The organism is Marinovum sp., assembly GCF_034669705.1.
In the GTDB taxonomy this organism is placed as follows: domain Bacteria; phylum Pseudomonadota; class Alphaproteobacteria; order Rhodobacterales; family Rhodobacteraceae; genus Marinovum.
The window spans coordinates 13,938-26,826 of sequence record NZ_JAXMOR010000022.1 but is presented as its reverse complement, the minus strand read 5'-3'; the positions used below and the strand labels follow the sequence as shown (position 1 = coordinate 26,826).

General features: G+C 68.0%; 11 protein-coding genes. 7 read left to right on the top strand and 4 right to left on the bottom strand.

The annotated features are described in order from the left end of the window. Positions 1-66: 66 nt before the first annotated feature. The 3 genes from VOI27_RS15345 to VOI27_RS15335 all read left to right on the top strand — a co-directional run bounded on the left by VOI27_RS15345 (position 67) and on the right by VOI27_RS15335 (position 2,874). Entirely contained in the window at positions 67-2,181 is a 2,115-nt protein-coding gene (locus VOI27_RS15345) for a caspase family protein (RefSeq protein WP_323766242.1), read from the top strand. A 67-nt stretch (positions 2,182-2,248) separates the two neighbouring features. Further along, positions 2,249-2,500: a hypothetical protein gene (locus tag VOI27_RS15340; protein ID WP_323766241.1), complete on the top strand. Its 252-nt coding sequence runs from the start codon at positions 2,249-2,251 to the stop codon at positions 2,498-2,500. Next, the gene (locus VOI27_RS15335) at positions 2,497-2,874 is read left to right on the top strand and encodes a type II toxin-antitoxin system death-on-curing family toxin (RefSeq protein WP_323766240.1); all 378 of its coding nucleotides are present in this window, start codon (positions 2,497-2,499) and stop codon (positions 2,872-2,874) included. Before VOI27_RS15340 ends, VOI27_RS15335 begins: the two co-directional genes overlap by 4 nt. A gap of 3 nt (positions 2,875-2,877) precedes the next feature. Here the strand turns inward: VOI27_RS15335 and VOI27_RS15330 are convergent, their stop codons facing one another. After that, positions 2,878-3,756 (bottom strand): NAD(P)-dependent oxidoreductase, encoded by an 879-nt coding sequence (locus tag VOI27_RS15330; protein ID WP_323766239.1) that lies wholly within the window; start codon positions 3,754-3,756, stop codon positions 2,878-2,880. Positions 3,757-3,908: 152 nt separating this feature from the next. Between VOI27_RS15330 and parE the strand changes: the two genes are divergently transcribed. Together parE and VOI27_RS15320 are read left to right on the top strand one after the other, a co-directional pair. After that, positions 3,909-5,867, top strand: a complete 1,959-nt coding sequence (gene parE / locus VOI27_RS15325) for a DNA topoisomerase IV subunit B (protein ID WP_323766238.1) — start codon at positions 3,909-3,911, stop codon at positions 5,865-5,867. Positions 5,868-6,768: 901 nt separating this feature from the next. After that, the gene (locus tag VOI27_RS15320; RefSeq protein WP_323766237.1) at positions 6,769-6,897 is read left to right on the top strand and encodes a hypothetical protein; all 129 of its coding nucleotides are present in this window, start codon (positions 6,769-6,771) and stop codon (positions 6,895-6,897) included. 355 nt (positions 6,898-7,252) lie between these two features. On the opposite strand, the gene rpmB is transcribed toward VOI27_RS15320, so the two are convergent. The 3 genes from rpmB to meaB all read right to left on the bottom strand — a co-directional run bounded on the left by rpmB (position 7,253) and on the right by meaB (position 9,480). Next, positions 7,253-7,543: a 50S ribosomal protein L28 gene (gene rpmB, locus VOI27_RS15315; protein ID WP_048530507.1), complete on the bottom strand. Its 291-nt coding sequence runs from the start codon at positions 7,541-7,543 to the stop codon at positions 7,253-7,255. Between the two features lie 168 nt (positions 7,544-7,711). Beyond that, positions 7,712-8,506, bottom strand: a complete 795-nt coding sequence (locus VOI27_RS15310) for an alpha/beta hydrolase (protein WP_323766236.1) — start codon at positions 8,504-8,506, stop codon at positions 7,712-7,714. Then, positions 8,503-9,480 (bottom strand): methylmalonyl Co-A mutase-associated GTPase MeaB, encoded by a 978-nt coding sequence (meaB, locus tag VOI27_RS15305; protein ID WP_323766235.1) that lies wholly within the window; start codon positions 9,478-9,480, stop codon positions 8,503-8,505. Before meaB ends, VOI27_RS15310 begins: the two co-directional genes overlap by 4 nt. A gap of 189 nt (positions 9,481-9,669) precedes the next feature. Here meaB and VOI27_RS15300 point away from each other — a divergent pair, with 189 nt between their 5' ends. Together VOI27_RS15300 and hrpB are read left to right on the top strand one after the other, a co-directional pair. Next, the gene (locus VOI27_RS15300) at positions 9,670-10,407 is read left to right on the top strand and encodes a DUF3108 domain-containing protein (RefSeq protein ID WP_323766234.1); all 738 of its coding nucleotides are present in this window, start codon (positions 9,670-9,672) and stop codon (positions 10,405-10,407) included. A 7-nt stretch (positions 10,408-10,414) separates the two neighbouring features. Then, positions 10,415-12,871: an ATP-dependent helicase HrpB gene (gene hrpB / locus VOI27_RS15295; RefSeq protein ID WP_323766233.1), complete on the top strand. Its 2,457-nt coding sequence runs from the start codon at positions 10,415-10,417 to the stop codon at positions 12,869-12,871. The last annotated feature ends 18 nt before the right edge of the window (positions 12,872-12,889 follow it).

The following is a 12,889-nucleotide window of genomic DNA, read 5'->3' as shown; positions in this document are numbered from 1 at the left end:
CACGGCTCACAATCGGCGTGTTCCTGACCGCGCCCAGCGCGCCGTTCCCAAACCGCGAGGCCCGCCATGTTCCGCCCCCTTGCCGCAATGGCCATGCTGGCCGCAATGATCCCCGCCGCCAGCCTCGCCCGCGAGGCCCATGCGCTGCTGATCGGCGCCTCGACCTACCCGGCGCTCGACCAGCGATTCTGGCTCAGGGGGCCGGCCAATGACGTCGATCTTGTGGCGCGCTACCTCGCCGGCAACCCCGCCCTGCCCTTCGCACCCGAAAATATTTCGGTGCTGGCAGACGGGTTGGAGGGCGGGACGGCGCCGACGCTGGCGGCAATCCGGGCAGAGTTTGCCGCGCTGGCGCAGGAGGTCGCGTCAGGGGATTTCGTCTACCTGCATTTCTCGGGCCATGGCTCGCAAATGCCCGCCGCCGATCCGGGCAGCGAGCTTGACGGGCTCGACGAGATCTTCCTGCCGGTGGACGTGGGCGCGTGGAACGACACGGTGGGACAGGTGGAAAACGCGCTGGTCGATGACGAGATCGGCGCGATGATCGATGCGATCCGGGCGCGCGGGGCCGATGTCTGGGTGGTGTTCGACAGCTGCCATTCCGGCACCGCCACCCGCGCCGCGCCGGGCACCGAGGAGGTGCGGCTGCGGCAACTGCCCGCCGGCGCGCTGTCGATCCCCGAGGCGGCGATGGCCGCGGCCGAGGGCCAGAGCCGCGCCCTGCCCGATCCGCGCGCCCGGCCCGAGGCGCCAGTGGTGACCGGGGCAGACGACGGCGCTCAGGGCCGGCTGGTGGCCTTCTTTGCCGCTCAGACCAACGAGACCACGCCGGAAAAGACCATGCCCAAGGACAAGGCCAATCGCAGGATGCAGGGGGTCTTCACCTATACGCTCTTCGAGACGTTGGCCGAACGTCCCGGCATCACCTATCGGCAACTGGCGCAGGAGGTGCTGCGCAAATACGCCACCGGCAATATTGCCCGCACGACGCCGCTTTTTGAGGGCGATCTCGACCTGCCGGTGTTTGGCCGCGAGAGCGCGGACCGCATCCTGCAATGGCCGGCCCGGCGCTCCGGCGACGGGCTGCAGATCGACGCCGGCGCGTTGCACGGGCTGAGCCTTGGCAGCGCGCTGCTGCTGCTGGCCTCGCCCGCCGACGCCGACGACGCGGCGCTGGCAGAGTTCGCCGTCAGCGAGGCCGACACCTTTTCGGCACGCGCGACCGGGGCCTATGACCTCGACGCCCTGCCGCCGGGCGCGGTGCTGCGCCGGATCGGCAGCGCGCTCGACCTGTCTCTGACGGTGGCTCTGCCGGCCCCCGGCTCGCCTCCGGCCAAGGCGCTGGAGGCCGCCCTGCAGGTGATCGCCCGCGACGGGCTGACCGGGCCACGCATCCGTTTCGTGCCCGCGGGCGCGGCCGGAGCCGACCTGCGCCTTGCGGTCTTTGCCGACAGCGCCCGGCCGGATGCGCTCTGGTTCCTGCCGGCCTCGGGCAGCGTCGATGACGGCGATCTGGCGCAGGTGCCCTCGGTCTCGACCGGCGACAAGGACGCAAGAGCGCTGGCGCTCGTGGTGGCCGACAACCTGACCCGCATGACGCGCGCACTGAACCTGATGAAGGTCGGCGCGGCCACCGCCGGCGCCTCCGGGCTGCAGATCGAGGCCGAGATGGTGCGCGGCCGCTATGACGCCGGGGCCGAGGCGGTGCTGCCGGCCTCGCGTCGCGGCTTTGCCGGCAGCTCGGTGCCGCGGCTGGTGCCGGATGACACCCTGGGGCTGCGGCTCGCCAACCCCTCTGACGCGCCGGTGGATTTCAACATCCTGTACGTGGGCTCCGACCATTCGATCACCTTCATCGACAACGGCCGGATGCAGCCCGGAGACCGGCTGGATCAGGATTACATCCTGATCACCGGCGAGAGCTTTGGCCGCGAGCGGGTGATCGTGGTCTTCTCGCCGGCGTCCGCGGGCTCGGTGGTTGAGGACCTGTCGTTTCTGGCGCAGGACGCCGTGGCGCAAACCCGCGCCGCGCGCGCCGGCCCCGCGGGCCTGGCCGACCTGCTGGCCACCGCCGGCTTCGGGGAAACCACCCGCGCCGCCATCTCGCTGTCACGCAACAAAAAGACTCCCGACCCGGTGCCGCTGTTCCTGCAATTCGAGGTCGAGACAGTGCAGCCGTGAGGCTCGTCTTGAAAAATGGGCGGAAAAGTGTATATTAAAATACACACTCTCATGCAGGAATAGCCACATGGTCACCCGTCTTCACACCCGCAACATCTGCACCATGACCGAACTGCGCGAGCCGCAGAAGGTCTTTGACCGCGCCGGCGGTGAACCGGTGGCGATCATGAAGAACTCGAAATGCGTGGGCTACCTGGTGCCGGAAGAGGCGACTCTGGACGGCGAGCCGCGGTTTGCCTCGATGGAGGAGGTGCTGGCCGCGGTCGAAGACACCCGCGAACAGGCCGCACCGGTGCTCGAATATTTGAAGGATAAATGACTTTTATTCTTCTCAATGCCGAGCAGGCCGAGCGGCTGCATGACCTTGTGCTGAACCCCGGCGAACTGCCCGGTCGCGCCCAGGACAAGTCGCTCGAAGGCGCGCTCGCCAGAGTCGACAACCGTCTGGTCTACGGCATGATCGGCGATGCTTTCGACCTCGCAGCCGCCTACGCCAAGGCGATCGCGGCCGGTCATTGCTTCAACGACGGAAACAAGCGCACGGCCTATCGAACCATGCTTGTGTGCCTGCGGCTGAACGGCATCGCCATCACGCACGACACCCAGGACATCGGCGACCGCATCATCCGCCTGGCGCAAGGCCAGCTCGACGAGGCAAGCCTCGCCGACTGGCTGCGCGGGCAAGCGGCCTGAGCCCTAGCCCAGCACGTCGCGCCAGGAATGCTGCGGACGGAACCCCAGCATCTCGTGCGCCTTGCGGTTGCTGTAGAAGGTCTCGTGCTCGCCCATCTCGCGGCGCAGCGGCACGCCCTCGTAGAACTGCGCCTGCACTTCGGCGTTGCTCAGCCCGACCGAGAGATCGTCGTTGGCCACGTTGAACACCTCGTAGCCCAAGCCATCGGCCTCGAGGCATTTCTCGACCATCTGGCCCAGGTCGCGCACGTCGATATAGGCAAAGATATTCCGCCGGCGGCGCGCCGGGTCTTCCATGAAGGCCGGGAACTTGCTGGCATACTCCTCGGGCGTGATCACGTTGTTGATCCGCAGACCATAGATGTCGATGCCGGAGCGGGCCTGGAATGACCGGCCGCAGGCCTCGTTGCAGACCTTGGACATGGCGTAGCTGTCATGCGGCACCATAGGGTGATCCTCGTCGACCGGCAGGTACTCGGGCTTTACCTCGCCTTGGGCGAAACAGACGCCGTAGGTCGTCTCGGACGAGGCAAAGATCACCTTGGGAATGCCCAGTTTCACCGCCGCTTCCAGGACGTTGTAGGTCGACAGCGTGTTGACCCGAAAGGTCTCGTTGTCGGGCTTGATCAGGATGCGGGCCAGCGCCGCGAAATGCACCACCGCGTCGAATTTCGGCGCCTCGGGCGGGTTCAGTTCGTCAAAGCCCGACAGGCTCGACAGCGCGTTGAACACCTGGCCGCTGTCGGTCAGGTCGACGGTGAGGTTGTCGGGCTCTGCCGGTGCGTCGATATCGAGGTTGAGCACCCGGTGACCGCGTTCGCGCAGCCATGGAACGATGTGGCGGCCGGCCTTGCCGCTGCCGCCGGTGAATGCAATGCGCATGAGCGCCTCCCTTTTCAAATCTGCGCGGATCATCACCACGACGCGGCGAGACGCAAGCCCGTTCCGGCCCTGCGTGGCGATCCATACCCTTCCCCCGACCGACGGCCTCTGCCATACTGTGCGGCAATCAAGAGCAACAAAGAGCAGCGGACATGGCCGACGATCTTCTCACCCCGGTGGACCCTTCAGACTATGACGCCAGCCATATCGAGGTGCTCGAAGGGCTGGAACCGGTGCGCAAGCGGCCGGGCATGTACATCGGCGGCACCGACGAGCGCGCGCTGCATCACCTGGTGGCCGAGGTGCTCGACAACTCGATGGACGAAGCGGTGGCGGGGCACGCCAACCGCATCGAGGTCGAACTGCACGAGGATTTCGCCGTCACCATCCGCGACAACGGCCGCGGCATCCCGATCGACCCGCATCCGAAATTTCCCGGAAAATCCGCGCTCGAGGTGATCCTCTGCACCCTGCATGCCGGCGGCAAATTCTCCGGCAAGGCCTATGAGACCTCTGGCGGTCTGCACGGCGTCGGCGCTTCGGTGGTCAATGCGCTGTCGGATTCGATGGTGGTGCAGGTCGCACGCAACAAGGAGCTTTACGAGCAGCGGTTTTCCCGCGGTATCCCGCAGGGTCCGGTGGCCCGGATCGGCGCTGCCCCCAACCGGCGCGGCACCACGGTGACCTTCCATGCCGACGAGGAGATCTTTCACAAGCATCGCTTCAAGCCCGCCCGGTTGCTCAAGATGGTGCGCTCCAAGGCCTATCTGTTTTCCGGCGTCGAGATTCGCTGGAAAAGCGCCATCGACGACGGCGAGACCCCGACCGAGGCCACCTTCCACTTTCCCGGCGGTCTCTCGGACTACCTGACCGAAACGCTGGGCAGCGCCTCGACCTATGCCGAGAAGCCCTTTGCCGGCACGGTGGATTTCCGCGAGAAGTTCAATGCGCCTGGCAAGGTGGAATGGGCGATCAACTGGACCCCCTCGCGCGACGGCTTTATCCAGAGCTACTGCAACACCGTCCCGACGCCCGAGGGCGGCACCCATGAGGCCGGCTTCTGGGCCGCGATCCTCAAGGGCATCCGCGCCTATGGCGAGCTGTCAAACAACAAGAAGGCGGCGCAGATCACCCGCGACGACCTGATCACCGGCGGCTGCGCGCTGGTGTCGTGCTTTATCCGCGAGCCGGAGTTCGTCGGCCAGACCAAGGACCGGCTGGCCACCACGGAGGCCGCCAAACTGGTCGAGGGCGCGGTGCGCGACCATTTCGACCACTGGCTGACGTCGGACACCAAATCCGCCGGCGCGATCCTCGATTTCCTCGTGCTGCGCGCCGAGGAACGGCTGCGGCGGCGTCAGGAAAAGGAAACCGCGCGCAAGACCGCCACCAAGAAGCTGCGCCTGCCGGGCAAGCTGGTGGATTGCTCGGCCACCGCCCGCGAAGGCACGGAACTCTTCATCGTCGAGGGCGATTCGGCCGGCGGTTCGGCCAAGATGGCCCGCGACCGCAAGACCCAGGCGCTGCTGCCGTTGCGCGGCAAGATCCTCAACGTGCTGGGCGCGGCTTCGTCCAAGCTCGGCTCCAACGCCGAGATTTCCGATCTGTCACAGGCACTTGGCGTCGGCCTCGGCACCAAGTTCAACATTGACGACCTGCGCTATGACAAGATCATCATCATGACCGACGCCGACGTCGACGGCGCCCATATCGCGGCGCTTCTGATGACCTTCTTCTTTACCCAGATGCGACCAATGATCGACACCGGCCACCTCTACCTCGCCTGCCCGCCGCTGTTCCGGCTGACCCAGGGCGCCAAGCGGGTCTATTGTCTCGACGAGGCCGAGCGCGACCTGTGGCTCGAGAAGGGGCTGGGCGGCAAAGGCAATATCTCGGTCTCGCGGTTCAAGGGCCTGGGCGAGATGGACGCCAAGGACCTGAAGGAAACCACGATGAACCCCGAGACGCGCAAGCTGATCCGGGTGTCGATCGACGAGGACGAGCCCGGCGAGACCGGTGATCTGGTGGAGCGGCTTATGGGCAAGAAGCCGGAGAAGCGGTTCGAGTATATCCAGGAGAATGCGCGGTTTGTGGAAGAACTTGACGTGTAGGGTGCGCAGCCGCTGCGCGTCCCTCCCTGCGAGGGATCAGCCGTCGCAGGCACATCCCTGTCCCACCCGGCACGACTTTGCCTTTGAGATGCACGAGTTGCCACAGGCCTTCCCCTTGCGGCAGGTCTTGCAGCAGGACTGATAGGTCTGTGTGCCGGACTGCAGCAGTTCGATCCTGACAAGAAATGACCCCGGATCGACGGTCGGATTTGACAGGTCATCGGCCATCGCCGGGACCATGGTTGCACAGGCGAGAAGAAAGACGGTCAGAACACGCTTCATGATGACACCCAATCGATACAACAATCCGCGCACTCTACCCTTTTATTAACGACTTGTTAATCAACCTGTGCGTCGCGGCCGCTCGCCGCTCCGATCATCCCCCTTTCGGCACACTCGCCAAAGGCGCATATCTCCCCTCGCTGCAAGCGTAGGGTGGGTTTCTAACCCACCACCACCGCACATGGCACAAGCCGGGCCTGCGCCTGCCCGCGGGATGGCGCTGCAACGGTCGATCAACGCGCTTTATGCCCGCAAAGCACGTCCCTCTGCTTCATTGGAGCGCCAAGACCCGCCAAAGCGCCAGCCCGGTGGGGCAGGCAGGCGCCGGCCCGGCGGCCTACGGCCTTGTCTCCGGGCCCGGTGAGGTACGAGACCGATTGCGTCTTGCCGTAGGGTGGGTTTGCAACCCACCGCCGCCCGCGGCGTCAGGGTCACCCCGCATCATCCCCCTTGCGGGACACCCGCCACAGGCGTAGATTCCACGTCGCAGCGCCGGTGAGACGACTCACCCCCTGCCGCTTCCCAAGGATCATCGCCCCGCAAAAACGGGCAACCCTGATCGCCTGACGATGCGACGGCCCGTGGCGATCCCGCCGCGGGAAACCATCGGAGATCACCCATGTCCAAGCACAAGAACAAGGGCAACAAAGAAGCCAAGAAGCCGAAGCAGGAAAAGCCCAAGGTCCTCGCCACCGCGAATTCGGGCCTCGGCAAGCCGCTCAACATCGGAACGCCCAAATCCAAATGACCTGAAAACGGGGCGGCCTGTGCCAGGCCGCCTCATTGCCTGTCGCCCGAAGGCGATCCGCGTGTCGGGAAAGCGCGAGGAGTGACCTGCCCCGTGACGCAGCGGCCCTGGCCTTTCGGCTGGAAACCGCTTCAGGGGTACACGCCTTGCAGCAGATCACTCATCGCGTGTCCCAGATCTAGCCGGCGCCGCTCGCGGGGGCAAAGGCGCATCGGTCGACGCCCCCTATCCCTTCGGATAGGTCACCTTAAGACCGCCCTGCAAACCCCTGACATTCCGCCAAAAAGAATAACCCCCGCCGGGTGGGCCGACGAGGGTCTGACGACCCCGAAGGGCCGCGGTAAATCGGAAGGGATCAGGCCTCTGCGGCCTGTGCCTTCATGATCTCTTTCTTGACCTTGAGCGCCGCATCCGACAGCTCGGCGTCCTTGGCTTTCGCCAGGAACTTGTCGAGACCGCCACGGTGGTCCACCGAGCGCAGGGCCGACGCCGAGATCCGCAGCTTGATGCCGCGGTTCAGGGTCTCGGATTGCAGGGTCACGTCGTTCAGGTTGGGCAGAAAGCGACGTTTGGTCTTGTTGTTGGCGTGGCTGACGTTGTTGCCAGTCATCGGGCCTTTTCCGGTCAGTTCGCAGCGGCGCGACATGTGATCATCCTCATCATTTCAGAGCAGGACATCGAACCCCTTGGCCCGGACGCGCCCCGCAAATATCAAAGGGCGCCGCATAGGCCGCGCCCGAAATCTGGTTCGCAGGCTATTACGCGGGCGGGCGAGGATCGTCAAGGGCCTCGTGAGAAACCCGCGCAGGTTCCGTCAGCCCTGCCCGGTCTCCAGCCCCACTGCCCGGGCCAGCGCCGCCCGGGCCAGCGCAGCGCGGCCGGATTTCTCTGCCTGTGCCGCAAGATGCCGCCAGTATTTCGGGCTCTGCCTTCGCACATTGCGGTGCAGCCTGACGACCCGCCGCGCCGGCACCCGCGGTTTGGTCAGCTGCGCCTGCAGCTTGCCAAAGCGCCCGCCCTCGCGCAGCGCCCCGGTGGCCGGGTGGCCGCCGCCCGCCAGCCGGGCAATCGACACCTGCGCAAAGACGGCGCAGATCAGCCCGGCGTGGCGCATATCGAGCGGCCGGAAGGGATCGGCGAGAATCACCCCCTGCACCGCAGTGCCGCGCCCCGACAGGTCGCCCGCGGCCGCGTCGAACCCGCCGGCACAGTCGCGATAGCGCCGGTCAAAGGGCACATGGTCGGGCGAGATCGAATATTGCGGCGAGACCGCGATCACCCGCCGCAACCGCAGCGCCGCGGCAAAGCGAAAGGCCGCGTAGCCGCCCATCGAGAACCCCATGGCGCAGGCATCGTCATAGCCCGCCGCATGGGCGCGCAGCATGGCTTCCAGCGCCTCGGTCTCGGGGTTGATGTACCAGTCGTTCCAGCGCGCCTGCAGGTGCAGGTGGCTCATTCCGGCCTCGGTGAAACTGCGCACCGGGCGCGGCGCGCCGAACTGCCCCGGGTCCGCAAGCCTCTGGCGGAAGCTGACAAACAGCGCCCCCTGCCCCGGGTTGAACAGCGTCGCCCGAAGCAGATCGCCGTCAAACAGCGTCTCGGACCTCATCCGCCAAGGTGCCGCGTCAGCATCTCCTGCGCGGCACCCGCCGGCGTGCTGCGGCCCTCGGCCACTGCGTCTGACAGCGCCTGCATCGCCGCGCGCGCCTCCGGCGCCTGCAGCCGCGACAGCAGCGCCTGGCGCACCTCCTCGGCGAACCAATAGCGCGCCTGGTCGGCCCGGCGGGCCTCGAAATGGCCATGCGCGCGGCGCCAGTCGGTCAGCGCCAGCATCTCCTCCCAGGCCTTGCCTAGTCCAGATTCCTCGAGCGCCGAGACGGTCAGCGCCTTGGGAAAGCCCTCGGGATCCTGCACCCGTTTGCGCAACAGCCGCAGCGCGCCGGCGTAATCGGCGCAGGTGCGCATCGCGGTTGGCTTCAGGTCGCCGTCGGCCTTGTTGACAAGGATCAGGTCGGCCATTTCCATGATGCCGCGCTTGACCCCCTGCAGCTCGTCGCCGCCGGCCGGGGCCAGCAGCAGCACAAAGAGATCCGACATCTCGGCCACGACGGTTTCAGACTGGCCGACCCCGACGGTCTCGATCAACACCACGTCGAACCCCGCCGCCTCGCAGAGCCGCACGGCCTCTCGGGTGCGCCGGGCGACGCCGCCAAGATGCGACTGGCTGGGCGAGGGGCGGATAAAGGCGTTCCGGTCGCGCGACAGCTGCTCCATCCGCGTCTTGTCGCCGAGGATCGATCCGCCGGAGCGTGCCGAGGAGGGATCGACCGCCAGCACCGCCACCCGCTTGCCCTGCCCGGTCAGCATCAATCCGAAGCTTTCGATCAAAGTGGATTTGCCCACCCCCGGCGTGCCCGAGAGCCCGATTCGCAGCGCCTGACGGTCGGCCTGTTGCAGATGCTCCATCAGCTCGGTGGCCTGCGCGCGGTGATCGGCGCGACCGCTCTCGATCAGCGTGATCGCCCGGGACAGCGCACGGCGCTCTCCGGCAAGGACCCGTTCGGCCAGCTTGGCAATCTCCATCTCGTCCCTCACTTTCCCGACCGGCATCTTTCCGCACAGCCCCGCCCGCCGATACGCGGGAAGTCGCGCGCCCGGCCACAGACGGACGCACCGGCTGGCAATTTCTGCCTTGGCGCGTACCTCTAGTCCAGAGCGGTGGCGACAATCCACCGGACAAAAGATTTCCGCGGGACAACGGGACCACCACATATGATCGGGCAGCAACTGCGGCACAGGCTCTGTGCCCTGACGACCTTTTTCACCCTCACCGCCCTCGGCAGCGGCGCGATGGCCGCACAGCCAGCGTCTGAGGCCGGGCGTTTCGAGGTCTATTTCGCGGGGCTCAAGGCCGGCGAGGTGCACTTCGCCATGACGCAGGAGAGCGGGCAGTACGCGGCGACCGGCGAGGTCAGATCCTCCGGCCTGATCGCCGCCATCGCGCGTTTTCGCTACCGGGCCGAGGCCCGTGGGCGGGTGACGGGCGAAACCTTCACCCCGACGCGCTACGAGGAAAGCCTCGATACCGGCCGGCGCCAGAGCGACAAGGTGATCGCCTATCGCGGCGGCGTGCCGGTGTTGGAAAAAAGCGAGGACCCAGAGGATCACTGGCTCGATCCGGCGCGCCAGGGCGACGCGCTCGATCCGCTGACCGCTTTCTACGAGTTGCTCAGGGCGCGCGAGGGCGAAGATCTCTGCCAGCTCGACACCGCCTATTTCGACGGCGAGCGGCGCATCCGGCTGACCACGGCCGGGGCCAGCCGCGCCACCGGCCGGGTGACCTGCACGGGCCGCTACATCCGCGAGGGCGGGTTTTCCCGCAAGGCGCTGAAGGAAGGCCGGCAGTTTCCCTTCGAGGTGACCTATACGCCGGGGGCCGGAGGACGCTGGCAGGTGAGCCGGATCGACGCCAAAACTCTGCGTGGACGGGTGCTGCTCATTCGGCGATAAGGCCGGCATGACGCCCCGACAGCCCCTCCCGATCGACGCCGCGCTGCCAGAGCTTCTGGCCGCGGTCGCCGCCACCGGCCGCGCCGTGCTGCAGGCGCCGCCCGGCGCCGGCAAGACCACCCGCGTGCCTCTGGCCCTGCTCGAGGCCGGGCTGGTCGACGGCCGCATCCTGATGCTCGAGCCGCGCCGGCTGGCCGCTCGCGCTGCCGCCGAACGCATGGCCGAGACACTGGGAGAGGCGGCGGGCGAGACCGTGGGCTACCGGATCCGGGGCGAGTCGCGCACCGGCAGGACCACCCGCATCGAGGTGGTGACCGAGGGCATCCTGACCCGGATGATCCAGTCCGACCCGGAGCTCGCCGGCATTGGCGCGGTGATCTTCGACGAGTTCCACGAACGCTCGCTGAACGCCGATCTCGGCCTCGCGCTCTGTCTCGAGATCGCAGGCGCCCTGCGCGACGACCTGCGGCTGATCGTGATGTCCGCAACGCTCGAGGCCGCGCCGGTGGCCGAGCTGATGGGCGGCGCGCCGGTGGTGACCTCGGCGGGGCGCAGCTTTCCGGTCGAGACCCGCTGGCGCGACCGGCCGCTGGGGCCGAAGGTGCGGATTGCCGAGGCCTGCGCCGATCTGGTGGCGGAAGCGGTGGCCGAGACCGCGGGCGGCGTGCTGGTCTTCCTGCCCGGAGAGGGCGAGATCCGCCGCTGCGAGACCCTGCTGAAAGCGCGCCTGCCCGGCGAGTGCACGCTGCGGCCGCTCTATGGCGCCCTGCCCTTTGCCCAGCAACGCGCCGCGATCCGGCCCGAGACGCAAGGCCGCAAGGTGGTGCTGGCCACCTCAATTGCGGAGACCTCGCTGACCATCGAGGACATCCGCGTGGTGGTCGACGCCGGTCGGGCGCGGCGGGCGCGCTTTGATCCGGGCTCGGGCATGTCGCGGCTGGTGACCGAAAAGGTCTCTCGCGCCGAGGCCACCCAGCGCGCCGGCCGCGCCGGGCGGGTGGCGCCGGGCCTCTGTTACCGGCTCTGGACCCGCGGTGAGGAAGGTGCTCTGCCCGCCTTCGCCCCGGCCGAGATCGAGGTGGCCGATCTCGCCGGGCTGGCGCTGGAGCTGGCGCTCTGGGGCGGCACGGTCGACGCGCTGCCCTTCCTCACCCCGCCCAACCCCGGCAGCTGGGCCGAGGCGCAGGCCCTGCTGCGGATGCTGGGCGCGCTTGATGCCGGCAACCTGATCACCGCCCATGGCCGCGCACTCGCCGCCCTGCCGCTGCACCCGCGGCTGGCGCATATGCTGGCCCTTGCAGGCCCCGCGGCGGCCTCGCTGGCGGCGCTGCTGGCCGACCGCGACCCGCTGCGCGGCGCGCCGGTGGACCTCGCGCTGCGGCTCGAGGCGCTGCGCGATCCGCGCGGCTTTCGCCAGCGTCGGCCCTACGACGTGCACCGCCCGGCGCTCGAGCGCATCGGTCAGGAGGCGAAACGGCTGGGGCGGGCGGCGAAACCCGCTCGCGCCGGTGCGCTGAGCGCCGCGCAGATGGCGGCGCTGGCCTATCCCGACCGCATCGGGCTGCGGCGCAAGGGCGATGCGCCGCGCTACGTGCTCTCTGGCGGCAAGGGGGCGGTGATGGAGCCCGCCGATCCGCTCGCCGGCCAGCGGCTGATCGTGGTCACCGACACCGACGGCAACCCGCGCGAGGCCCGCATCCGCCAGGCCGTGGCGATCACCGAGGCCGAGATCCGCGCGCTCTTTGCCGAACAGATCGCTTGGGTCGATCTCTGCGACTGGTCGCGGCGCGAGCGCCGGGTGGTGACGCGGCAGCAGGAACGTCTTGGCCAGATCGCCCTGCAGGACAGGGTCTGGAGCGACGCGCCCGAGGAGGCGGTGGCGCGCGCCATGCTCGACGGGGTGCGCGAGCTGGGGCTGAAGCTGAGCAAGGGCGCGGCGCGGCTGGTGGCGCGGATCGAGGTGGCGCGCGCCGGTGGCGTCGCCCTGCCCGAGGTCTCGGAGGCGGCGCTGATGGCGGGCCTGGAGGATTGGCTGCTGCCATACCTCTCGGGTGTTCGCACGGCAGAGCAGTGGAAGGCTTTCGATCCGCATGACGCGCTGGTGGCGCGGCTCAGCTGGGATCAGGTGCAGGCGCTCGACCGGGCGGTGCCGGGCTCCTTCGTGACGCCGCTGGGGCGCAAGATCCCGATCGATTATTCCGGCGAGCACCCGGAGATCACCCTGCGCCTGCAGGAGATGTTCGGCCAGACCAGCCATCCGACGGTGGCCGGCCAGCCGCTGCGCGTCACCCTGCTGTCACCGGCGCAGAGACCGGTGCAGACCACGATGGACATTCCGGGCTTCTGGGAGAGCTCCTATGCCGATGTGCGCCGCGACATGCGCGGCCGCTATCCGCGTCACCCCTGGCCCGAAGACCCGCGCGAAGCCGATCCGACCCTGCGGGCGAAACGCCGGGGGAGCTGAGGGTGGCCGCCCCGGGGG

What these genes read in the sequence shown, in the direction of transcription:
- VOI27_RS15345 (WP_323766242.1), top strand. Translation starts at nt 67, where the DNA reads ATGTTCCGCCCCCTTGCCGCAATGGCCATGCTGGCCGCAATGATCCCC.
- VOI27_RS15340 (WP_323766241.1), top strand. Translation starts at nt 2,249, where the DNA reads ATGGTCACCCGTCTTCACACCCGCAACATCTGCACCATGACCGAACTG.
- VOI27_RS15335 (WP_323766240.1), top strand. Translation starts at nt 2,497, where the DNA reads ATGACTTTTATTCTTCTCAATGCCGAGCAGGCCGAGCGGCTGCATGAC.
- VOI27_RS15330 (WP_323766239.1), bottom strand. Translation starts at nt 3,756, where the DNA reads ATGCGCATTGCATTCACCGGCGGCAGCGGCAAGGCCGGCCGCCACATC.
- parE (WP_323766238.1), top strand. Translation starts at nt 3,909, where the DNA reads ATGGCCGACGATCTTCTCACCCCGGTGGACCCTTCAGACTATGACGCC.
- VOI27_RS15320 (WP_323766237.1), top strand. Translation starts at nt 6,769, where the DNA reads ATGTCCAAGCACAAGAACAAGGGCAACAAAGAAGCCAAGAAGCCGAAG.
- rpmB (WP_048530507.1), bottom strand. Translation starts at nt 7,543, where the DNA reads ATGTCGCGCCGCTGCGAACTGACCGGAAAAGGCCCGATGACTGGCAAC.
- VOI27_RS15310 (WP_323766236.1), bottom strand. Translation starts at nt 8,506, where the DNA reads ATGAGGTCCGAGACGCTGTTTGACGGCGATCTGCTTCGGGCGACGCTG.
- meaB (WP_323766235.1), bottom strand. Translation starts at nt 9,480, where the DNA reads ATGGAGATTGCCAAGCTGGCCGAACGGGTCCTTGCCGGAGAGCGCCGT.
- VOI27_RS15300 (WP_323766234.1), top strand. Translation starts at nt 9,670, where the DNA reads ATGATCGGGCAGCAACTGCGGCACAGGCTCTGTGCCCTGACGACCTTT.
- hrpB (WP_323766233.1), top strand. Translation starts at nt 10,415, where the DNA reads ATGACGCCCCGACAGCCCCTCCCGATCGACGCCGCGCTGCCAGAGCTT.